Source organism: Providencia sp. JGM181, from assembly GCF_018257375.1.
Lineage (GTDB): Bacteria > Pseudomonadota > Gammaproteobacteria > Enterobacterales > Enterobacteriaceae > Providencia > Providencia lanzhouensis.
The window spans coordinates 1-22128 of record NZ_JAERJY010000030.1 but is presented as its reverse complement, the minus strand read 5'-3'; the positions used below and the strand labels follow the sequence as shown (position 1 = coordinate 22128).

The window sequence follows — 22128 nt, the reverse complement described above, 5'->3', positions numbered from 1 at the left end:
AAGACCGGCACCATGAGTTATCGAGTGGTGCCGGTTTTTTTATAGATAATCAAATTAATGCTTTCGTGCTTTGTATTTGTGAGGTTTATTACTTATTTTTGCGTTAAGGTGACTCATCGGGTTATATTTAACCCAAGGTAAAAAATAGTTTAAATAAGTAAAGAACATCACAAGCGTATTGATTGTTTTGTGATAAACTCTGAGCGATTGACAGTCTTTATCAAGTCTACTTGGATATCGAGTACGCTAATTTACTGTCATAAAACAGAATTTTGAGTGATTGGAGCTATAAAGGTTCTACAACCAGCTGCAAAAACACAATAAAAAATGAGGGAAAACATGCGAATTAAAGTCTTGCTTGGTGCTGCTGCATTACTAACTTTAGCAGGTTGTACATCAACCAATGATCTGACTGCGGCAGGCTCACAAGTTCGTTTTGTTGAAAATCAACCTGGAAGCGAATGCCAACTTCTTGGTCAAGTCACTGGAACTCAAAGCAACTGGTTGAGCGGCGTGAATAACGAATCTAGCTCCATGCGCGGCGCAGCAAATGATTTACGTAACAAAGCTGCAGCAATGGGTGGTAACGTGATTTTTGGTGCTTCAAGCCCAAGTGAAACTGTCCTATCTAGCTTTGTTCCTGTTGATAGCAAAATGGTTGGCCAAGTTTATAAGTGCCAATAATCATGTATCAATAAGACCCGCTTAATCAGTTAAGCGGGTTTTTTTATGCCTATTAGTTTTGATGTTTATTAACTCAGACTAGCTTTGGCGCAAGTTTAAATCGAGTAAGGTTTTGCTTGGCTCCCCGCCAATTTCCCTTGCTAATTTCGGCACTAAATACCCCGAAACCTGACTTAGCAATTCACGAATTAATTGCCGTGCTTCAATATCACTCACTAAGAAGTGGGCAGCGCCTTGGACTTTATCGAGCACATGCAAGTAATACGGTAAAATTCCTGCATCAAATAGGGCATTGCTTAGGTTTGCCAAAGCAGTGACATTGTCATTAACTTGGCGGAGCAATACGCTTTGGTTGAGCAATGTGACGCCTGCACGTTTTAATCTCTGCATCGCTTTCGTAAATTCATCATCAATCTCGTTAGCGTGGTTAACGTGGGTCACCATAATGACCTGCAAACGTGACTGAGATAAACGCTGGCAAAGGGTATCTGTAATTCTTTCTGGAATTACCACTGGCAAGCGAGAATGAATTCGCAAGCGCGTAATATGTGGAATTTCCTCAAGTTGGCTAATTAACCAGTCAAGTTCGTGGTCTTTTGCCATTAAAGGATCACCACCAGAGAAGATGATTTCATTGAGTTCACTGTGGTTTTTTATATAATCCACAGCCATCAACCAGTTATTTTTATTTCCTTTGTTATCTTCATAAGGAAAATGCCGGCGAAAGCAGTATCGACAGTTCACTGCACAACCCCCTTTAACCAGCATTAATGCGCGGTTACGGTACTTGTGGAGTAAACTCGGGATCGCGTTATCCTGCTCTTCTAGTGGATCAGTAGAAAAACCTGGATGTATATCGAACTCTGCTTTTGCGGTTAATACCTGCAATAACAGAGGGTCTAGTGGATCACCTTTTTTCATTCGCGAAATAAAAGGACGCGGAACACGTAAAGGAAATAACTTACGTGCTTCATGACCTTCTCGCGATGGCTGATGGTCTTCTAAGTTTAGTAATTGCAGCAATTCATCCGGATTAGTGACTGCTTCGGCAAGTTGTTGTATCCAGACTTCTCTGGATGAGGTATTTTGAGTTATAATATCGACCATTTTTTGGCTATGCCATTTTTAGTTTATAAATAGAGGATCTCCATGGCTACTTATAGTACCAATGAATTCCGCTCAGGTCTTAAAATCATGTTAGATGGTGAGCCGTGTGCAATTCTTGAAAGTGAATTCGTTAAACCGGGTAAAGGTCAAGCGTTCGCACGCGTTCGTCTGCGTAAACTGATTTCTAACAAACTGTTGGAAAAAACTTTTAAATCTACTGATTCTGTTGAAGGCGCAGATGTCATGGATATGAACTTAACTTACCTGTACAACGACGGTGAGTTCTGGCACTTCATGAACAACGAAACTTTCGAACAACTGGCAGCAGATGCGAAAGCTATCGGTGACAACGAAAAATGGCTGATCGACCAAGCTGATTGTATCTTAACGCTGTGGAACGGTCGTCCAATCGCGGTAACTCCGCCGAACTTCGTTGAATTAGAAGTTGTCGAAACAGATCCAGGTCTGAAAGGTGACACAGCAGGTACTGGTGGTAAGCCAGCAACGTTAAGCACTGGTGCAGTGGTTAAAGTTCCTCTGTTTGTTCAGATCGGCGAAGTGATCAAAGTTGACACTCGTTCAGGCGAATACGTTTCACGCGTGAAATAATCGTCGACAGATCAAGCCAGCCATTATAGTGAGTGGCGAAGTGAGATCAAGAAGAGCCGAATGCAGTTTCGTACTGTATTCGGCTTTTTTATTTGCGGTGCTCAATAAGAGCAATGATTAACAACATTTAAACCCGCCTTTACCCTTACCACCGTAGCGAGCATCCTGCCGTTCTTTGAAAAACTCTTCATAAGTCATCGGCGTTTGGTCTGGATGGGTACGCTGCATGTGAGCGACGTAGTTGTCGTAGTCGGGGACGCCGACCATCATTTTGGCGGCTTGGCCTAGATACTTCGCCGCTTTCCCTAAATTCCCAAACATTTTTTTCTCCTTCATATTTCGCGCTACAGCGTTGTTGACTGCTCTCGGCTACCCAAGTCACATACTTATGTATGCTCCTTGGGATATCCTCGTTTGTCGCCTAGCTGTAACACGAACTATTTTGGAGAAAGAGAGTGAGTTTTGAAAAATATTTAAAACAAGTAAATAATTTAAAAAATAAATAGTTAAACAAAACTGTTCAGCTCTCAATCTCCGGTGTATTAATGATGGCGGGTGTTTGCCACAATCTCTTCGTAGTTGGCTGGCATTGGTTCGTAAGGAACTTCGTTGGCGGTTGGTTCCTTAGATTTCAATGCTTTTAACGCGGTACGGATAGAGAACAGGGCGAGAACTACAACCACAATCATAAAGAAAATCGTTAAACCAGCATCTAAACGGTTATTGAAAACCAACTGAGTTAACTGAGATTCTGTATATTGCGGCGGCAAGTTGCCGCTATCTAACATCGCTTGGAACTTATTCGCGACTGCTAAGAAACCAACGCGGGCATCTTCACTGAAGGTCTTTTCCCATCCTGCGGTCATCGTACAGACCAATAACCACGAAGTTGGTAACAGTGCGACCCATGCGTAAGCTTGGCGCTTCATCTTGAACAAAACAACCGCGCACAGCATCAATGCCATACCTGCTAGCATCTGGTTGGCGATACCAAACAGCGGCCATAAGGTGTTAATACCACCGAGTGGGTCAACAACGCCTTGATGTAAGAAATAACCCCATGCCAGCACACACAAGGCGGTGGCTATCAGGTTTGCAGGCAGTGAATCCGTTCTTTTCAATGATGGCGAAACCACACCCAGTAAATCTTGCAGCATAAAGCGCGCTGCTCGGGTTCCGGCATCCACCGCAGTCAGGATAAACAGCGCTTCAAACAGAATGGCGAAGTGGTACCAGAATGCCACATTCATCAATCCGCCTAACGCGCCATGGAGAATATACGCCATACCGACTGCCAGTGTTGGAGCGCCCCCTGCACGGGAAATAATGCTGGTTTCACCGACTTCGTTGGCAATTTGCGTTAATTGTTCAGGGGTAATTTGGAAGCCCCAACCGCTGACAACTTGCGCCGCGGAAGCCACAACATCCGTCGTTCCTGCTGGCGCTAACATCGCCATTGGGCTGTTCATCGCGAAATAAACACCTGGGTCAATCACACAAGCTGCGACTAACGCCATGATAGCCACGAATGACTCCATCAACATCCCGCCATAACCGATAAAACAAGCTTGGTTTTCATTGGCGAGCATTTTCGGCGTGGTACCGGAAGAGATTAAGGCGTGGAAGCCAGAAACGGCACCGCAAGCGATAGTAATAAATAAGAATGGGAATAAATCCCCAGCCCACACAGGACCAGTTCCATCAATATATTTAGTTAATGACGGCATTTGTAGATTGGGATTTAAAATTAAAATACCAATCGCCAAACCGATAATTGTCCCGATTTTCAAGAAAGTAGAAAGATAATCACGAGGGGCTAATAACAGCCAAACAGGTAAAACCGCAGCCACAAAGCCATAGCCGACCAGCATCCACGTTAACTGCACGCCAGTGTAGTCAAAGTAAGGTGCCCATGTTTCACTCTCTGCGACCCAGCCGCCTGAAATAATCGCAAAAACTAAGAAAATAAGACCAATAACTGAAACTTCACCAATACGACCTGGGCGAATATAACGGGTATAAATCCCCATGAAAATAGCCAGTGGGATGGTGAAGGCAACGGTATAAGTTCCCCATGGGCTGTGTGTTAACGCTTTCACGACAATCATCGCGAGCACAGCAAGGATGATCACCATGATCATAAAGCAAGCAATCAACGCAATAACGCCCGCAGTATTACCCATTTCCTCTTTAACAAGTTCCCCCAAAGAGCGACCATCGCGGCGAGTGGAAACGAACAGAACCATAAAATCTTGTACAGCCCCTGCCAATACCACCCCTGCGAGCAACCACAGCATACCCGGTAAATACCCCATTTGTGCCGCAAGTACAGGACCGACTAATGGACCTGCGCCAGCAATGGCGGCGAAGTGGTGACCAAATAACACTTTTTTGTCGGTTGGTACATAATCCAGACCATCGTTATGACGAATGGCTGGCGTCATACGTGTGGAGTCCACTTGCAGGACTTTTTTAGCAATAAACAGTCCATAGTAACGATATGCGATCAAATAAATACAGACCGCGGCGACCACGATCCACAGGGCGTTGATCTGTTCACCTCGATTTAATGCAATATAACCGAGCGAAAACGCGCCGAGCAGAGCGAGAACAATCCAAATCAATTGTTTACCCATAGCCTTTCCCCATCCATTTCGTTAACGAGCTTTATTAGTTATTTATGTAAGTAAAAACTCAAACAGATATAGCGAGAGTTGGGGGAAAGAAAAAGTAGCTAAATCGAGACACTTAATTGAAATTGTAGATAAATTCCAATATTGGAATTCGCATCACTAAAATTGAAGTTAATATTGGATTTTATCTTGTTTTGGTCTAGCGTTAATTCAATGATTGGTTTTATATTCTAATTAATAGTTTAATTTTAGATTATAAATTCGCTTGGGTGTATGGGGTTTTTACTGAAAATAATAAAACAGACAAAAAAATACCGGAAGAAAATTTCCGGTATTTGAATGCGTTGGCGGTTACTTTCGAATCACCTGAATAATTTTTTTACCAAACAATGTCGTGATTAGCCCTAACATAATCAAAATTAATCCAGCAATTTGTATGCCGTTAATGTGCTCACCAAGGAATAAAGCACTGCTACTTAACCCAAAAACGGGCACCAATAAAGAGAATGGTGCGACGCGCCATGCCTCATAGCGTCCGAGCAGCACGCCCCACAACCCATAACCTACAAAAGTGGAAAGGTAGGCAAGATACAGAATCACACCGAGCACAGACCAATCAAACCCCGCTAAGCCTTGTACAATGGCATCTTCGCCTTCGAAAATCCAAGAGCTTAATAAGAAAGGTATAATTGGAATTAGGGCGCTCCAACTGACCAAGGAAAGGGCGCTGCATTTTTCTTCGCCTTGATGCTGCATAATGATGCGGTTGGTGATATTACCAAACGCCCAAGATAGCCCCGCGATCAAAATAAAGATCAAACCCAACAGAGGGATATCATCGATTCCGCCAGAGGTTGCGCCATTGGCTAAAATCCCAAGCCCCGCGATGGCGATAAACATACCGATAAAGTGGGTTGGCTGTAGGGATTCTTTAAGGATCACGGCACCGAGTAAGATAGTGAAGAAAGCTTGTGACTGTAAAATCACCGAGGCAATGCCTGCTGGCATGCCCACACGCAAGGCGCAAAATAGAAACGCAAACTGTCCAAAGCTAATGGTTAGCCCATAAATCAGTAAGAGCTTCAGCGGAATTTTGGGACGCTTGAATAGGAAAATGGCAGGGAAGGCCACAAACACAAAACGTAAGGCACCGAGGAGTAGTGGGGGTAAGGCGGTTACGCCAAGTTTGATGATCACAAAATTGACGCCCCAAATAATCACGACACACAGGGCAAGTAATATATCTTTGATACGCATGGTGTTTTCTCGGTACAAAATTGGCGGAGGATCTCTACTTTACCTGTGCTTTTGGATTTGTGCGACGATATTGCATGTCAGGGCTCAAATTCAGCATGAATAGGATAAATATGGGTGTTAATTTAGTGTTAATTATTATTTTAAGTGACTTGAGTCTCTGAAATTGAACGTTTATAATACGGTTTCATTTCGCGTGTTCAGGACGACCTGAAATCATCACGTTTAAGTAATGGGGACGACCCCGAGAAGTTGACGGAGTACATCCACCATGGCTTGGATCATCTTATTATTCGCAGGTTTATTAGAAGTTGTTTGGGCAGTGGGTTTAAAGTATACCCATGGTTTTACGCGCCTAACCCCTAGCATTATCACTATCACCGCCATTATCGCCAGTATGGGCTTACTCGCTTATGCGATGCGTGATTTGCCTGCCGGAACCGCTTACGCGATTTGGACAGGAATTGGTGCAATTGGCACCGCAATTTTCGGGATTATTTTCCTTGGAGAATCTGCCAATATGTTCCGCTTATTGAGCCTTGGCTTGATTGTGATGGGGCTAATTGGGTTAAAACTTTCCAGTTAAGTTTCTTAGAATAAGAACGGGTGAGCGAAGGCTTACCCGTTTCATTTTAAATTACCTATCTAATATGGCGAGTCAGCCACCAGAAAATAAGCGCAAAGGCACTCACACCGACCCCTAATAGACAAACACCATTCCAGCCCGCATGGGCATAAATCCACGTTGAACTGACTGCACCAAAACCACTCCCGACCGCATAAAACATCATATACAGTCCCACTAGGCGGCTATGGGCTTCAGGCTCTGAGCAATAAATCATGCTTTGGTTTGTCACATGTAGCGATTGCCCGCCCACATCGAGCAAAATAATCCCAATGATCAACGCCCATAGTGAGCTATCCATAAACGCAATCGGTAACCAAGATAACGTTAATAATAGTAGAGCAATAAAACTGACTATTTGCCCATATCCATAATCCGCTAAACGCCCAGCTCTTGAAGCAATCAACGCACCTACTACACCGACAAGACCAAGCGCACCAATCTGAGTGTGAGAAAAATAATGGGGTGCATCACTTAAAGGAATGACCAAGGCACTCCAGAAAATATTAAATGCGGCAAACATCAGTAATGCTAAGAAGCCTCGTACCTGTAAGACTTTTTGGCGTTTAAATAACGTTGCCATTGAGCGCAACAATGTTGAGTAATTCATGGCATTCTTTGGCGGATCAATCTGCGGTAGATATCGCCAAAGGGGGTAGGCAATAGCGAGCATCAGCAGTGCAGAAGAGAGATAAACACCACGCCAGCTGGTTAGGTCACTTATTGCACCAGAAAAGACTCTTGCAAGTAAAAGCCCAATAAACACGCCACCTTGTGCGGTGCCAATCACACGTCCTTGTTCATGGGTACCTGCGGAACTTGCCGCATAGGAAATTAATCCTTGTGTCATGGCGGTTCCAAGCATACCCACTGCCAGCATTCCTATCAGCAGCATGGCGGGTGTTTCTGCTATCGCAACAATGAGTAAAGACAGAACAAGTGCGCTGAGCTGCCATCCCATCAAGTGGTGACGTTTCATTTTATCGCCTAGAGGGACTAACAATAACAGAGCGAGAATACTGCCAACTTGAGTGGCGGTGATAACGCCACCAATAGCGGCATCACTAATATGAAAGTCACGAGAAAGTGAATCTAGCAAGGGTTGTGCATAGTAAACATTGGCAACGCTTAGTCCACTGGCAACCGCGAAGAGATAAACTAACCCTTTCGGTAATGAATTTTGAAGGCTATTTTGCTCAATAGCGGAATGGGGTAATGAAAGGGAATTCTTCATTTTGCACACTCATCTGGTTTTAATTTAAAATTGGTTTTAATTTGAAACCAGTTGAATGCTAGGTTAATTGGTTTTAAAATGCAACTGGATTTTTTGGGTATTCATTCTTTGATATTGGTTTTTTAGGTATTAAATAGAGGGGGAGTCATGTCGTCGAATACAGTAATGGAGGGATCCCCGTGCCCTGTGGCTCGAAGCGTGAATTTAATTGGGGATCGTTGGTCGTTACTAATTGTGCGCGATGCATTTGATGGCGTACGACGTTTTGGTGATTTTCAACGAAGTTTAGGGGTTGCACGTAACATTCTGTCAGACAGATTACGTAAATTAGTCGATGCAAATATTCTCGAACTGAAGGATGCATCAGACGGTACCGCCTACCAAGAATATGTGCTGACTGAGGCAGGTGAAAGCCTTTTTCCTATCGTGGTTGCGCTAAGGCAATGGGGGGAAGTGAATCTATTTCGTGAGGGAGAAGCGCACTCTATCTTGATAGATAAACAGACTCAAAGTCCCATTCCGGCAATGTTCCCGCTTTCTCATGATGGAAAAACGTTATCGCCAAATGAGACTGAAGTGATCAAAATTAAGTCGTGAATCCCCTCTGAGTCAGGGGCAAGCCACTGCAATTTATTGTGCCAAAAGACGTACAAAACGCCCGTACAGCAATTCACCCAAATTGCTTTGGTTGTATTCGTTGGTGGTGGCGAGGTTATCTACCGCCGCATGCATTGAATGATAGATCATCGTGGCGATAAGCTCTGGTGGTGCGGCATGCCAAGCTTGCTGTTGCTCACCGAGGGCTAAAATCTGCTTAATTTGCTCAACGGCACGTTGTTCATGGCTGTTAGTGTGTCCGTGATATTCATCGTGAAACAGCATGTCGTGCAGTGTCTGTTTTTCAACATAGTATCTAACGCTGTTTTCGCACCATGATTTTAATTGTGAAGATGCCGATTGATGTTGTGAAAGCGCATCTGCAATATGCCCTAAATACCAATCCATATAGCGGGTACGTAGGGCATCCATAATTTCGTTTTTTGATTGAAAATAATGATAAAACGTCCCTTTTGCCACATCTGCCATAGCCACAATTTCACTCACCGTCGTGGCGAGAAATCCTTTGGAAAGAAAGAGATTTTCCGCGGCATTCATCAGGTCGTTCAAACGTTCTTCTGCTGGCTTGGTTCTTGGCTTTTTCAAAGGCGTTAACATAAATAGGGCTCTTATCGCGTTATTTTCATTGAAGACTTAATAACATTTTACGTCCGAAATACCGGAATGTCCTTTCAATATGTGGTGAGGGCGATAAAACAGTAAAAAACAGCCAATCAGTGCGAGATAAAGCAGCGTGCCAATCATCCAGACCCAGCCATCCCAAATACCGAGTGTTTGACCGAAAATAATGCTGAACATCAGCGGACCAATAACCCCCGTTGCATTGGTTAGGCTGACTAACATTCCTTGCAGCTTACCTTGATTTTCTTGGCTAACTTGGGAAGACATTAACCCCTGTAATGCGGGAAGGGCGATGCTGCCGCCAGCCAGTAAAATTAATGTCGGGTAAATCATCCATCCTTGGGTGATAAATGCCAGCACCATAAATGCGCAGCCATCCGCAATAAAGCCCACAATGATGGTGACTTTTTCACTGAATAGTTTGGCGATGGTTCCTGCAATAACTGCCTGAAAAATGGCGTGCATTAAGCCCAACCCAGCAAGGGACATACCCACTTCAACACTACTCCACTGGAAGCGGCTTTCGGTAAACAGAACCCATGTTGTTGCTGGAATTTGTCCAATTAGCTGTGCGGTGAAGAAGACCGTAAGTAGCAGCAAAATCGGCTTAGCAACCTGCATAAATGAGAGATTATGTTGTGGTGCATTTGCGTGATTTTCTAGCTGTATTGTTTTCTGTGGCTCTTTAAACAGAACGAAAACCATGAGGAAAGTGAACGCGTTCAATATCGCCGCAATAATAAACGGTAAATGTGCGGAATAATCCCCCGCAAATCCGCCAATCACAGGGCCTGCAATCAAGCCAATACCAAACGCGCCGCCTAAGCGACCAAACCACGCCGTACGTTCTTCTGGTTTTGTGGAATCGGCGATAACCGAAGCGGCCACGGCTCCCGTTGCCCCAGTGATCCCTGAAATTAAGCGCCCTAAATAGAGCATCCAAAGTGTGCTAGAAAGCGCGAGTAAGGTGTAATCCATCGCGGCTCCGGCAAGGGAGAGTAGCAAAATCGGGCGGCGTCCCCATTTATCCGACCATTTTCCTAACAGTGGTGCAAAGAAGACCTGCATCACGGCATACAGAGCCAGCAGTACACCGTAGTGGTTAGCGAGCTGATCCAGCGTGACATATTCCCGTAACAGTGTGGGTAAGACAGGCATGATCAGCCCAATTCCCATCGCGTCAAGGGCGGTGATGATTAAAGCAATAACAGCGGTTTTGTTCATAATACATTTTCTCTATCAGTGATAGAGTTGGAATATATCCCTATCAGTGATAGAGTGTCAACAGAAATGATGAGGAGAACTTAATGGCTCGATTAGACAGAGACACCATTATTAGCGCCGCACTGGATTTGTTGAATGAAGTGGGCATGGAAGGGCTGACCACGCGTAAGCTCGCGCAAAAGTTGGGGGTTGAACAACCAACGTTATATTGGCATGTGAAAAATAAACGTGCGTTATTGGATGCGCTGGCGGTGGAAATGCTCGTTCGTCATCATGATCATGGATTACCGCGAGAAGGGGAAACATGGCAGCAGTTTCTACGCAATAATGCGCTGAGTTTTCGCCGAGCGCTATTAAGCCATCGAGATGGTGCTAAAGTACATCTAGGAACTCGCCCAACACAAAGCCAATACACCACGATTGAAACCCAATTACAGTTTATGTTGGACAATGGTTTTTCGCTAAAAGCAGGATTGTATGCTTTGAGTGCGGTAGGGCATTTTACGCTAGGGGCGGTGCTGGAACAGCAAGAGCATGTAGCCGCTCAGCGGGACGTCGAGCCTAGTACCGATGAAAATATGCCGCCATTATTGAAAGATGCATTAGACATTATGGATGGGGATGAGGGGGAATCGGCATTTTTATACGGTTTAACCGCGCTTATATCCGGGCTAGAAAGCCATAAGTAATGCAAAAAAATACCCCATCATGCAGTGCATTGATGGGGTACTTGGTATCAACTTACTTAGTTAATCAACAATTACAGTGTGAATACACCGATGATTGCGATAACGCTAATGATTGCTGAGCTGCCGTAGAACACCCATTTTGTTGCTGGAACATGCACTTTAAAATCGTGCAGGGTATGGTGAATACGGTGCATACCACACCATACAGGCAGAATAATCATCAGTAATAAGAAAATGCGTCCAATAAAGCTTTGGCTAAATGCCATGATGCGCTCATAGCTCAGCATTTCTGGTGCGACACCTAATGGGATTAAAATACCCAGTAAGAGAATGATTGCAGGGCCAATAACGGCGCTCCACATACCACCTGCACCAAATAATCCCCAGAAAATCGGCTCATCGGAACGTTTAGGCGTTAGATTCATCAGATTCTCCTTCGATTAAAATAGTAATGCGATTGCTAAAATAGCCGCAGTCACGACTATAGTGAGTGCCCAGAAGCCTTTTACAATTGGCTCATCTGGCAGTTTCTTATCTTTAACAATGATAGCGACAGCTTTTGGCGCCAGTTTGAACCACGTTGTGGTATGCAGCAGCGTCGCAGCCAGTGTCACAATGTTAATGATCAGAATGATTGGGTTACTTAAGAACCCAACAAAGCCCGCCCATGATTCAGGTCCATTTTTCAGAGCAAATACGCCGTACAGGACTAAAATACTGAACCAAACCTGAAGCACGGAAGTACTTTCACGCATGATGTAAAAGCGGTAGAAACCCAGCTTTTGCCACCAGTCGCCTTTCATTTCCCTGACATAGGGTTTACGTTTAGTTGTCATGACTTCAATTCTCCTTATCGTGGCTTCAGCATGGCGATAACAAAGTCTTGCGCACTCGCAACTTTACCTTGTTGGATAGCCGCCGCCGGGTCGACATGCTTAGGACAGACTTCAGAGCAGTAACCTACAAACGTACAGCTCCATACACCGTTGTCACCATTTAATAATGGCATACGCTCTTTCGCGCCGTGGTCACGGTTATCGAGGTTGTAGCGCTCTGCTAAGGTGATTGCCGCAGGGCCTAAGAACTCAGGGTTCAGACCAAACTGTGGACACGCTGCATAGCACAGACCGCAGTTAATACAGCCAGAGAACTGATGATATTTCTCCATTTGAGCTGGAGTTTGCTTGTTCGGACCGTCAGAAGGTTTGCGATCATTACCAATAATGTAAGGTTTGATAGCTTCTAAACGCTCGATAAAGCTTGTCATATCAACAACAAGGTCACGCTCGATAGGGAAGTTACCCAGTGGCTCGACTTTAATTCCTTGCGGATAATCACGCAGGAATGTTTTACAAGCCAGTTTAGGAACATTGTCCACCATCATGCCGCAAGAGCCGCAGATAGCCATACGGCAAGACCAACGGTAAGACAGGTCTGGCGCGAGGTTATCTTTGATGTAGCCCAAAGCATCTAACAAAGAGGTTTGCTCGTCATAAGGGACATCATAAGTCACTAAATGGGGTTCATTGTCCGTTTCTGGGTTGAAACGCATGATCTCCATTTTTAAGTGTTTCATATCATCCATTAGCTTGCTCCTTATTCGCCTTATCTTGAGCTGCCCCTTCAGCACCATACACACGTTTCGCTGGTTGTGATTTAGTGATTTTCACATCAGAGTACTCAAGGCGTGGTGCACCTTCTGGGTTATAGAACGCCAGAGTATGTTTCAGGAAGTTGACGTCATCACGCTCAGTGCAACCTTCGTCAAGACGTTGGTGCGCACCGCGAGACTCTTTACGGTTAATCGCAGAGTGAGCCATACATTCCGCCACGTCTAAGCCAAAGCCTAATTCGATGGTGTACAGTAAGTCAGTGTTGAAGACGCTGCTATGGTCAGTGATTTCAACATGCTTGAAGCGCTCTTTCAGCTCTGCCAGTTTATCAACAGTTTTCTGCATTAATTCAGGTGTACGGTAGATACCACAACCTTCTTCCATCGAAATACCCATTTCATCACGAATTTTCGACCAGCTTTCTTTACCTTTTTGGTTCAGAAGTTTTTGCAGGTCATTTTCGATGTCACGAGTACGTGCTTCGATAGCGCTTGCATTTGCAGGGGTAGCTTCAGCAGCATGACGTGCCGCTTCTTCACCCGCTAAGCGACCAAATACCACTAATTCTGCCAGTGAGTTAGAACCTAAACGGTTTGCGCCGTGTAAGCCAACAGATGAACATTCACCCACCGCGAACAGACCTTTAATGCGAGTTTCGGTGCGTTGATCAGTTTCAATACCACCCATGGTGTAGTGAGCTGTTGGACGAACAGGAATTGGTTCGTTTACAGGGTCAACACCCACATAAGCTTTTGCCAGCTCACAGATAAATGGTAGACGTTCATGCAGTTTTTCAGCACCTAAGTGACGTAGATCCAGATACACAACATCACCACGGTGAGTACTGATAGTGCGACCTGCACGCCATTCGTGCCAGAATGCTTGTGAAACTTTGTCACGAGGACCCAGTTCCATATATTTGTTTTCTGGTTTGCCCAGTGGCGTTTCAGGACCCATACCGTAGTCTTGCAGATAGCGATAGCCATCTTTGTTGACTAAGATACCGCCTTCACCACGACAACCTTCAGTCATCAGGATACCGGAACCTGGCAGACCAGTAGGGTGATACTGAACGAATTCCATATCACGTAATGGCACACCATGACGCAGCGCCATACCCATACCGTCACCGGTTACGATACCGCCGTTGGTGTTATAGCGGTAAACACGACCCGCACCACCAGTAGCCATAACGATAGCATTGGCACGAATTTGAACTTTCGTCCCTTCCATCATGTTCAGAGCAACCAGACCACGCGCCTGACCTTCGTCCACAATGATGTCGAGAACAAAGTGCTCGTCGAAACGTTGGATTTGAGGATATTTTAATGAAGTTTGGAACAGGGTATGCAGCATGTGGAAGCCAGTCTTATCGGCTGCGAACCAAGTACGTTCAATTTTCATCCCACCGAAACGGCGAACGTTAACTGAACCATCTGGTTTACGGCTCCAAGGGCATCCCCATTGTTCCAGCTGGGTCATTTCTGTTGGGCAGTGTTCGACGAAATAATCGACGACATCTTGCTCACACAGCCAGTCACCACCAGAAACGGTATCATTAAAATGATAGTCATAGGAATCATGGGCTTGAGTAACTGCGGCTGATCCCCCCTCTGCGGCCACGGTATGGCTACGCATTGGGTAAACTTTTGAGACCAGAGCAATCTTGATATTGGGATTTGCTTCAGCAGCAGCAATTGCTGCACGTAAGCCTGCGCCCCCGGCCCCGATAATCGCTAAATCGGCATTGAAGGTTTGCACTGCGCTTCTCCATTGTTCAAGTGTAAAGTGTTAAATTAATAAATTCTTTTAAATACTTTTAGTGCTTAGCTATTTCAGTTTCGGTTTGCCTTTAGGCAAATCTGCAAAGAATCTTTTTTTAATCGTAAATATATAATAGCTAATAACGACTTATTATGTTGGGAATTATAACGAATAGTGGCGGGGATAAATTTGATATAGAAAGGTGTTTTGGGTGATATTACCCCTAAAGTGTGATCTGCGTCTTCTTTTTGTAAATTGTTTTTGGGTGTCAAGAAATTGCAGAGAAACCGAAAATAATAAAAAGGAATTTCAAATAATTATCATTAAATTTAACGGAATTCCTAGCATTTAAAACCAACTAAAATCGTCAGGTTTTTCTTTCTAACAGTGGATAATCTGGTGTTCCTCGCGGAAATTCTAGAATCATATCGAAGATAAAATTGCGAAAGAGTTCACTGTTTAGAAAGTCGCTTAATTTTTAATGCTAAAAAACAGATTTAAATTGTATCAATAAGGTGAGTAGTGAAGTTTGGTTTTAACATATGCATCACAAGCGATAAGAAAAAATCATGTTTTTGTTTTTTTTTAACCAAATGTTAAAAGTTCATAATAAAGCTTTTTTGCCTAATCGTATAAAGCAGGGGATAATCACGTCATCTTTTCTCGCCTTGAATCATATCCCCTATCGATACTCAGATAGCGCATAATATCCACAATATTCCATTGTGTGTTAAGGAGGAGGTGAGTACACTGCACGACTAAGTTTATTTTGGAGTTATTTTAATGAGTGAAGTAGCGAATTGGCTGCCTACAGCCCCCATCGCTAACCTGTTACAGCGCGCAAAAATTGTTGCGGAAATCAGACGTTTTTTCGCTGATCGCTGTGTACTTGAGGTAGACACACCCGCAATGAGTCAGGCCACAGTGACTGACATTCATCTTGTTCCATTTGAAACTCGCTTTGTGGGACCCGGCGCGGCTCAAGGCATCAATTTATATTTGATGACTAGCCCTGAATACCATATGAAGCGCTTACTAGCAGCGGGAAGTGGGCCTATCTATCAAATGTGCCGCAGTTTCCGTAATGAAGAAGCAGGAAGACACCATAACCCTGAATTTACGATGCTGGAATGGTACCGCCCACACTTTGATATGTATCGCTTAATCAATGAAGTGGATGACCTTCTGCAACAAGTGCTGGAATGCGAAAGTGCTGAGCTACTCTCTTATCAGCAAGCATTTTTACGCCACTTAGATATTGACCCGCTCTCTGCGGAAAAAAGCGAGTTACGCGAAGTGGCAGCCCGCTTAGATTTAAGTAATGTGGCGGACAATGAAGAAGACCGCGACACCTTGTTGCAACTACTGTTTACCATGGGCGTGGAGCCACACATTGGTAAAGAGAAGCCAGCGGTGGTTTATCACTTCCCTGCAACGCAAGCGTCATTAGCGGTGATTAGCACAGAAGATCACCGTGTAGCTGAGCGTTTTGAAGTCTATTTTAAGGGCATGGAGCTGGCAAATGGCTTCCATGAACTGACCGATGTGGGTGAACAGCGCCAACGTTTCGAGCAAGATAACCGCAAGCGTGCTGCAATGGGTTTACCCGTTCAACCGATTGATGAAAACTTGCTTGCAGCGCTTGAGCACGGTTTACCGGCATGTTCCGGTGTGGCTGTTGGTGTTGATCGCTTAATCATGCTGGCACTGAATGCCGAACGAATCAGTGATGTGATTGCATTCCCTGTGACGATTGCTTAAAACTCAGTTTCTATCTATGACATTAAAAAGCACCTTGAACGTTGATCATTGATTGACGAAGGTGCTTTTTCTTTCCTGCCCGTTCTACCAAAAACGGATTAAATGCTTTCGGATAATTCTTCTATAAGTCCCATTCTTGAAAATTATGGTTGATTTCAAGTTCATTTGCTGGTCTTCTGTTTGACTTAAGTTAAATAAAATGAGTTTGGGTTGGTGACCTTTCTACCTTTGCTTCTATTACTGGTTGCCACGGAACAAGCAGAAAAGGAGCATGAATAGAATGGGCTTACAGGATCTCGCTTTAAAAATCGCTCCACTCCATAATCGCTATCAATTGGGCGTTCAAGGTTGTAGTGTTCCATTGGATGTTGAATCCTTCATTGGGCGAGAAGCCATTAGTGAAACCTATCGCTATCAGATAACATTCACCTCCTCAGCCCAAAACCTACCAGCCCAACAGTTTCTTCGTCGTACCGCCCATTTTACCTTTTCATCTCCCACTATTCCGCTGGCGGCATTAGGTTCACTGAATGAACCGCAAAAGCGAGTGCATGGTGTGGTCACGCACTTTAAGCGATTATCGGGTTCGGCGGATGAAGCTCAATACCAAATTGTGATTGAGCCGTTTGTCTCATTGCTGCGTCATCAGATGCGTTCCCATCGCTTTTTCCTCAATAAATCTGTACCGGAAGTGGTTGAGCTTATTTTGCGTGAACACAAAATTCAGGGCTGGGAGTTTGAGTTTCACTTACAGCGTCAATACCCTAAGCGAGAGCAAATCAACCAAATCAATGAGAGTGACTGGCAATTTATTGAGCGTTTGCTCAGTGAAGTGGGCATTTTCTATTCCTTTAGTCTGCAAACAGATACCAAGACGGAAATTATTCACTTTGGCGATAGCCAACGCGCCTATGTGTATGATTTACAGCTGCCGCTCAATAGCCCTTCTGGCATGAATGACAATGGCGTTGAAAGCGTGTGGGGGTTATCGCTACGTCACCAAGTGGTGGAACGCAGTGTCGTGACTAAAGATTATAATCACCGGCAAGCGATGCAAACCTTGCTATCCATTGAAACGGACATGACTCGCGGAGATGGGGACGATATAAACTATGGCGACGTTTACCACTACAAAGCCCGCCATCTTGAGCGCGGTGAGAAATACCAACCTGAAACGGAAACCGCTCACTTCTGGTCACGACTTGACCATGAACGCTTTTTAGCACGTCAAACTCTGCTGCGAGGCAAAAGTAATTCACCACGTCTGACGCCATTGATGATTTTTAAAGTGATTGATAGCCAGTTGCCGTCCACGTTACCGACAGATTTTCAATCCGAAATCTTAGTCACTCGATTACGATTTTCAGGCAGTCGTAGCCATGCATTAGTGATTCAATTTGATGCGGCACCGTACACCGAAGCACTGTGCTGGCGACCTGTTCTAAAGCCTCGCCCTGTGATTGCAGGGACTTTGATGGCACGCATTACCAGTGCAAAATCCCATGATATTTACGCCCATCAAAATGAGCACGGTTTCTATTGGGTGAAATTCGATGCCGACCGTGATGAAAAACCGACGGGGTATGAAAGCATGCCCGTGCGGCTGGCAAAACCCTATGCAGGCGATACCTACGGAATACACTTCCCATTAATTCAAGGAACGGAAGTGGCGATTGCCTTCCATGAAGGCGACCCAGATAGACCGTATATCGCCCATGCCTTGCATGATTCCCATCGCCCCGACCACATCACTGACAAAAATAATACTCGCAACGTCATTCGTACTCCGGCAAATAATAAGCTTCGTATGGAAGATAAGCGCGGGGAAGAGCATATCAAGCTCAGCACCGAATACGGCGGTAAATCCCAACTGAATTTAGGGCATTTGGTTAACCAAGGGCGTGAAAAACGTGGGGATGGTTTTGAGCTGCGCACTGACAGTTGGGGCGCCATTCGAGCAGGAAAAGGGCTGTTTATTAGCACCGACTTACGCACGAAAGCCTCTTCTGAACAATTGGATATGCGCGAAGCCAAGCAACAGTTAGATGATGCACTGAACTTGGTGAGTTCTTTACGGGAAGCCGCTGACGTCGCAAAAGCGGAATTGGCTGATTTAAACGCCCAACAAACTTTACTGACCCAATCGATTCAAGAACTGCAACAAGCGGCAATGTTACTCAGTGCGCCTGCCGGTATTGCCTTAACTTCCCCGAAAACTGTACAGGTGAACAGCGGTGAAAATATCACTTTGACTGCCAATAAACAGGCAGATATTTCTGTGGGGAAAAAAATCACCTTAGCGGCGGGCAAAGCCATCAGCTTGTTTGCTCACACAATGGGTATTAAAGCCTTTGCGGCAAAAGGCAAGGTAGAGATCCAAGCCCAAAGCGATGAAATGCACTTAACCTCACTCAAGGACATGACGGTCACCAGTACCGGTGGTAAAACCGTGGTTGCAGCCAAAGATGAACTGCTATTGACCTGTGGCGGTGCCTATATTCGCTTAAAAGGCGGGCAGATAGAGTACGGCAGCCCCAGCAACCAAACGGTCAAAACCACTAACTGGGTGGTTGAAGATCCCGCCTCGATGGATGTCACTCATCCACAATTTCCACAGTCGATGCCGAAACAAGCCTTGCGTTTTCAACTAAGTTCGTCGCCGCAAAGCCCCATGAAGGCGCGTGCGTTTGAGCCGTATGAATTGTATGCCAATGGGGCGCTTATCCTAAAAGGCATGAGTGATGCGCAAGGAAATATCCAAATTGACCATGATATTCCCACGGACAGCTACCAACTGCGTCTATTGAATGGGGATCGTTACGATATCGATGTTCCTTCTGCGGAGTCGCAAGAAGCAGAAAACGTCGAACCCGTTAATGTTGGTTTTCGAACCAGTGCGCCTAGCCAAGAGCGAGAAAGCTCGCGAATAGGCCAAGCGTGGGGGGAAGGGCTTTCCCAGTTTATTACTGAATGGAATAAGAGAAAATAATATGTCAGGAAATCAATCTGGGGGATTCCCCGCTTCTGTGCAGTTACCCATACCAGCAACCGAGCAGAAAATACGTTTACCCGTCTCGACGTGTATGGTACTGCAAATGACACCCAGTTGGATCCCTGAGAGTACCAAATACCCGATGAGCTTATTTGTGTATGCCCCACTGGTGAATGGGAAACAAACCTTTGCCGCAGTTGCGGAGGCAATTCGGCATGCCAAGCACAGCGTTGAAATTATTACATGGGGTTTCCAGCCTTCCATGTATTTTGAACGTTCAAGGGGGATTAATGAAGGAACATTTCCGACGATTGCAGAGCTTCTTGAACAGAAAGCGAAAGAAGGGGTGAAAGTCCGTATTCTAGTATGGTTTGATGAACTAGCTAAACTCGGTGAAACCAGTTTGCCAGGTTGGCGATTATCAACCCATTACACGCCGAGGCAAAAAATTGAACTGCCGATGGAGAAGGCTCTCGCGGCAGGGGCTAAATTAGAGTATGAATCCGATAAACAATACCAATTTGATAAAGAGTGGTTACATCGCGCAAAAACCAATCAAATTAAAAACTTGTCGGTGCGTACCCGCTCAATGGCAATAAATAGCCCCTCATCTCGTTTGAGTCAGGTAGCAAAGTTAACCAAACACCAGTTTGGCACTGATGATATCGAGCTCAGTTTGCGCATGGCCGCTCTGGCGATGGTGCCCACTCATCACCAAAAAGCGGTGTTGATTGATTATGAAGAACCCACACTTGCGATTGGCTTTGTCATGGGACACAACATGCATTCGCAGTATTGGGATGACGATAAACACTCGATTACACAATATAAAGAGATGTCATGGCTTGGACGTGATGGACCCACTGCATGGCAAGATACCTCTAACTGTGTGTATGGCGAAGTGTTGTGTGATTTAAGCGATAATTTTGTCACGGCCTGGAAGGAAACTGAAGGCTTGTTTACACACGGTAGTGAAGGTGTCCAGCTGACAGAAAGACGTAAAGCAATTTCACGCAGCCAATACACGCCCACTTTAGAGCATGTTGAAGCCTTAAATGAGCGCTATACATTTTTAGCTCGACACCCATTAACACCGACGGCGGGAAAAATTTGTCGCACACATCCCGAATATGATGAATATGATATTTTAAAGTCCTACGACCACGGTGTTAAACATGCACGTAACTACCTTTATTTTGAAAACCAATATTTCCGGTTATCGTCAATTGCCAAGGATGTCCGCAATATGGTCGAAGAGCGAAATAAGCGCTTTGCCGAAGCCGCTGCAATCGACTCTAAACTGCAAGGTGCGAAACTGCCACCGTTCTATTTATTTGTGGTGACAAACTCAACCACAAAAGCAGAGGTGGGTGACTCGAATGAAGTCGGTGGATATCAAACTTATAAGATGCTGGAAACCTTAGGGCGCCGTGATTTGATGCGGGAGCATGCTGCGTATCGAGATACGGTAAATAATGTCATGGCATCGACCCGAAACGGTCAGGTGTTAGCCCCAATTGATGTAGTTAACCCTGATGATATTCAGGAAGAAACCATTGAGGGGTTTAAAAGCGTTATTTGTACTTTGGTTTCTCCAGATTCTGATCGCTGGCAGTCGGTGTATGTCCACAGCAAATTAACCTTAGTGGATGACACCTTTTTAATCCAAGGCTCTGCCAATATCAATTTACGCAGTATGGCATTTGACACTGAAATTGCGGTGATACTGCAAGATACGGACATCTTTCCTATTGTTAAACCGTTACGGGAAAAATTGTGGAAAATCCATAAAGGAACGGGAAGTGTTTCCGGTGATTTAACGACGGAGTTCAATGAATGGAAACGAATAATTAGTCTAAATAAGGAATTGAAAGGAGATAAAAAAATGCCTATAGCTCCTTTACTTCCGTTTGAGGATAAAACGATTGGGTTAGAAAATACGGATTAAATTATGCCACTAATTAAACTTAAACCTAATTTATTATTGTGTGTTTTAGTGCTACTTGTTAGCTGCAAGCCTGTAGAAGAAAAAGAGAAAGACATGACTCAAAAAACAGAATCCGACTTAACGTTCACTTGTGTGTATGAAAAAGACACATTACCTCCCGTTGATCCTGAAGCCGACATTTGGTTTAAACAGGCGCGAAAACTTGAAAAGGTCAATAAATCTCAACGGGATTACTCCAAGATAGGTGCACTCTACCGTAAAGCTGCAGAGCGTAATCACCCCAAAGCCATGCTTAACTTAAGTAACTTAATCAGTTATGGGAAAGTACCTCCGATAAACGGAAAAGGCTCAGCTCAAGAGGTATGGGATATTATCCAAAAAATGGCTACATTGGACATTAGCTATGGCTATTACCAAATGGGGCATTATCTTGATACAGGCTATGGTGTTGTAGCTGACCGCACGAAGGCGTTAGACTATTTTCGCCAAGCAGCAGATTTGGGTAACCCTGAAGCCCAATATGTCATTGGGAGAATTTTTGTTACTCAACGTTTATCGGATAGAGATAACCCAGCCTATCGACCTGAAATAGGCAAAAAAATGCTTATTTGCGCAGCCAATCAAGGAAATGGAGATGCAGCATGGCGCTTAGCTACATACTCAGCTAATGTAGAAAACAATTTAAGTAGTGCCTTAAAATATTATCAATTAGCAACGAAAAATGGGCATGAAATGTCTGCTTCGATGTTAGT

The 22128-nt window shown here is 44.6% G+C and carries 20 protein-coding genes; 9 read left to right on the top strand and 11 right to left on the bottom strand.

The window, feature by feature from the left end:
* The first annotated feature begins 339 nt into the window (after positions 1–339).
* Positions 340–684 (top strand): DUF4156 domain-containing protein, encoded by a 345-nt coding sequence (locus tag JK188_RS06355; protein WP_036955950.1) that lies wholly within the window; start codon positions 340–342, stop codon positions 682–684.
* 78 nt (positions 685–762) lie between these two features.
* Here the strand turns inward: JK188_RS06355 and epmB are convergent, their stop codons facing one another.
* Positions 763–1791, bottom strand: coding sequence for an EF-P beta-lysylation protein EpmB (epmB, locus tag JK188_RS06350; RefSeq protein WP_154639356.1), 1029 nt, complete (start codon positions 1789–1791; stop codon positions 763–765).
* Positions 1792–1833: 42 nt separating this feature from the next.
* Between epmB and efp the strand changes: the two genes are divergently transcribed.
* Positions 1834–2400 carry an elongation factor P gene (gene efp / locus JK188_RS06345; protein ID WP_006658996.1) on the top strand — a complete coding sequence of 189 codons (567 nt, stop codon included), beginning with the start codon at positions 1834–1836 and terminating at the stop codon, positions 2398–2400.
* A 117-nt stretch (positions 2401–2517) separates the two neighbouring features.
* Here the strand turns inward: efp and JK188_RS06340 are convergent, their stop codons facing one another.
* The 3 genes from JK188_RS06340 to JK188_RS06330 form a co-directional block, all read right to left on the bottom strand.
* Complete coding sequence (locus JK188_RS06340; RefSeq protein WP_211887523.1) at positions 2518–2721, bottom strand: YbdD/YjiX family protein; 204 nt, start codon at positions 2719–2721, stop codon at positions 2518–2520.
* A 221-nt stretch (positions 2722–2942) separates the two neighbouring features.
* The gene (cstA, locus tag JK188_RS06335; protein WP_154627802.1) at positions 2943–5036 is read right to left on the bottom strand and encodes a pyruvate/proton symporter CstA; all 2094 of its coding nucleotides are present in this window, start codon (positions 5034–5036) and stop codon (positions 2943–2945) included.
* A 348-nt stretch (positions 5037–5384) separates the two neighbouring features.
* Positions 5385–6290 (bottom strand): EamA family transporter, encoded by a 906-nt coding sequence (locus tag JK188_RS06330; RefSeq protein WP_211887299.1) that lies wholly within the window; start codon positions 6288–6290, stop codon positions 5385–5387.
* 268 nt (positions 6291–6558) lie between these two features.
* Between JK188_RS06330 and sugE the strand changes: the two genes are divergently transcribed.
* Positions 6559–6873, top strand: coding sequence for a quaternary ammonium compound efflux SMR transporter SugE (gene sugE, locus JK188_RS06325; RefSeq protein ID WP_006659000.1), 315 nt, complete (start codon positions 6559–6561; stop codon positions 6871–6873).
* Between the two features lie 55 nt (positions 6874–6928).
* Here the strand turns inward: sugE and JK188_RS06320 are convergent, their stop codons facing one another.
* Positions 6929–8146, bottom strand: a complete 1218-nt coding sequence (locus JK188_RS06320) for an MFS transporter (RefSeq protein WP_211887301.1) — start codon at positions 8144–8146, stop codon at positions 6929–6931.
* 147 nt (positions 8147–8293) lie between these two features.
* Here JK188_RS06320 and JK188_RS06315 point away from each other — a divergent pair, with 147 nt between their 5' ends.
* A complete protein-coding gene (locus JK188_RS06315; RefSeq protein WP_211887303.1) occupies positions 8294–8743 on the top strand; it encodes a winged helix-turn-helix transcriptional regulator in 450 nt (149 codons plus the stop codon).
* 33 nt (positions 8744–8776) lie between these two features.
* On the opposite strand, the gene JK188_RS06310 is transcribed toward JK188_RS06315, so the two are convergent.
* A complete protein-coding gene (locus JK188_RS06310) occupies positions 8777–9361 on the bottom strand; it encodes a TetR/AcrR family transcriptional regulator (RefSeq protein ID WP_211887305.1) in 585 nt (194 codons plus the stop codon).
* Between the two features lie 36 nt (positions 9362–9397).
* On the bottom strand, positions 9398–10609 hold the full coding sequence (gene tet, locus JK188_RS06305; protein ID WP_211887306.1) for a Tet(A)/Tet(B)/Tet(C) family tetracycline efflux MFS transporter: 1212 nt from the start codon (positions 10607–10609) through the stop codon (positions 9398–9400).
* An 83-nt stretch (positions 10610–10692) separates the two neighbouring features.
* On the opposite strand from tet, the gene tetR reads away from it, so the two are divergent.
* Positions 10693–11298 (top strand): tetracycline resistance transcriptional repressor TetR, encoded by a 606-nt coding sequence (gene tetR, locus JK188_RS06300; RefSeq protein WP_211887308.1) that lies wholly within the window; start codon positions 10693–10695, stop codon positions 11296–11298.
* Positions 11299–11369: 71 nt separating this feature from the next.
* On the opposite strand, the gene frdD is transcribed toward tetR, so the two are convergent.
* From frdD to frdA, 4 genes are read right to left on the bottom strand one after another with little or no spacing between them, the layout of a single operon-like run.
* On the bottom strand, positions 11370–11723 hold the full coding sequence (frdD, locus tag JK188_RS06295) for a fumarate reductase subunit FrdD (protein WP_006659009.1): 354 nt from the start codon (positions 11721–11723) through the stop codon (positions 11370–11372).
* A gap of 15 nt (positions 11724–11738) precedes the next feature.
* Positions 11739–12134, bottom strand: a complete 396-nt coding sequence (frdC, locus tag JK188_RS06290) for a fumarate reductase subunit FrdC (protein WP_006659010.1) — start codon at positions 12132–12134, stop codon at positions 11739–11741.
* Positions 12135–12148: 14 nt separating this feature from the next.
* Positions 12149–12883, bottom strand: coding sequence for a succinate dehydrogenase/fumarate reductase iron-sulfur subunit (locus JK188_RS06285; RefSeq protein WP_036955969.1), 735 nt, complete (start codon positions 12881–12883; stop codon positions 12149–12151).
* Positions 12876–14672, bottom strand: a complete 1797-nt coding sequence (frdA, locus tag JK188_RS06280; protein ID WP_036955970.1) for a fumarate reductase (quinol) flavoprotein subunit — start codon at positions 14670–14672, stop codon at positions 12876–12878. Before frdA ends, JK188_RS06285 begins: the two co-directional genes overlap by 8 nt.
* Positions 14673–15458: 786 nt before the next feature.
* Between frdA and epmA the strand changes: the two genes are divergently transcribed.
* The 4 genes from epmA to JK188_RS06260 form a co-directional block, all read left to right on the top strand.
* The gene (gene epmA, locus JK188_RS06275; protein WP_036955971.1) at positions 15459–16436 is read left to right on the top strand and encodes an elongation factor P--(R)-beta-lysine ligase; all 978 of its coding nucleotides are present in this window, start codon (positions 15459–15461) and stop codon (positions 16434–16436) included.
* Between the two features lie 280 nt (positions 16437–16716).
* Positions 16717–19425: a DUF2345 domain-containing protein gene (locus JK188_RS06270; RefSeq protein WP_211887525.1), complete on the top strand. Its 2709-nt coding sequence runs from the start codon at positions 16717–16719 to the stop codon at positions 19423–19425.
* A 1-nt stretch (position 19426) separates the two neighbouring features.
* Positions 19427–21376: a phospholipase D-like domain-containing protein gene (locus tag JK188_RS06265; RefSeq protein WP_211887310.1), complete on the top strand. Its 1950-nt coding sequence runs from the start codon at positions 19427–19429 to the stop codon at positions 21374–21376.
* A 3-nt stretch (positions 21377–21379) separates the two neighbouring features.
* Positions 21380–22128: tetratricopeptide repeat protein (locus tag JK188_RS06260; RefSeq protein WP_211888630.1), on the top strand; the 749-nt coding region annotated here is incomplete at its 3' end.

Coding starts and splice junctions, on each gene's coding strand:
- JK188_RS06355 (WP_036955950.1), top strand. CDS start 340: ATGCGAATTAAAGTCTTGCTTGGTGCTGCTGCATTACTAACTTTAGCA.
- epmB (WP_154639356.1), bottom strand. CDS start 1,791: ATGGTCGATATTATAACTCAAAATACCTCATCCAGAGAAGTCTGGATA.
- efp (WP_006658996.1), top strand. CDS start 1,834: ATGGCTACTTATAGTACCAATGAATTCCGCTCAGGTCTTAAAATCATG.
- JK188_RS06340 (WP_211887523.1), bottom strand. CDS start 2,721: ATGTTTGGGAATTTAGGGAAAGCGGCGAAGTATCTAGGCCAAGCCGCC.
- cstA (WP_154627802.1), bottom strand. CDS start 5,036: ATGGGTAAACAATTGATTTGGATTGTTCTCGCTCTGCTCGGCGCGTTT.
- JK188_RS06330 (WP_211887299.1), bottom strand. CDS start 6,290: ATGCGTATCAAAGATATATTACTTGCCCTGTGTGTCGTGATTATTTGG.
- sugE (WP_006659000.1), top strand. CDS start 6,559: ATGGCTTGGATCATCTTATTATTCGCAGGTTTATTAGAAGTTGTTTGG.
- JK188_RS06320 (WP_211887301.1), bottom strand. CDS start 8,146: ATGAAGAATTCCCTTTCATTACCCCATTCCGCTATTGAGCAAAATAGC.
- JK188_RS06315 (WP_211887303.1), top strand. CDS start 8,294: ATGTCGTCGAATACAGTAATGGAGGGATCCCCGTGCCCTGTGGCTCGA.
- JK188_RS06310 (WP_211887305.1), bottom strand. CDS start 9,361: ATGTTAACGCCTTTGAAAAAGCCAAGAACCAAGCCAGCAGAAGAACGT.
- tet (WP_211887306.1), bottom strand. CDS start 10,609: ATGAACAAAACCGCTGTTATTGCTTTAATCATCACCGCCCTTGACGCG.
- tetR (WP_211887308.1), top strand. CDS start 10,693: ATGGCTCGATTAGACAGAGACACCATTATTAGCGCCGCACTGGATTTG.
- frdD (WP_006659009.1), bottom strand. CDS start 11,723: ATGAATCTAACGCCTAAACGTTCCGATGAGCCGATTTTCTGGGGATTA.
- frdC (WP_006659010.1), bottom strand. CDS start 12,134: ATGACAACTAAACGTAAACCCTATGTCAGGGAAATGAAAGGCGACTGG.
- JK188_RS06285 (WP_036955969.1), bottom strand. CDS start 12,883: ATGGATGATATGAAACACTTAAAAATGGAGATCATGCGTTTCAACCCA.
- epmA (WP_036955971.1), top strand. CDS start 15,459: ATGAGTGAAGTAGCGAATTGGCTGCCTACAGCCCCCATCGCTAACCTG.
- JK188_RS06270 (WP_211887525.1), top strand. CDS start 16,717: ATGGGCTTACAGGATCTCGCTTTAAAAATCGCTCCACTCCATAATCGC.
- JK188_RS06265 (WP_211887310.1), top strand. CDS start 19,427: ATGTCAGGAAATCAATCTGGGGGATTCCCCGCTTCTGTGCAGTTACCC.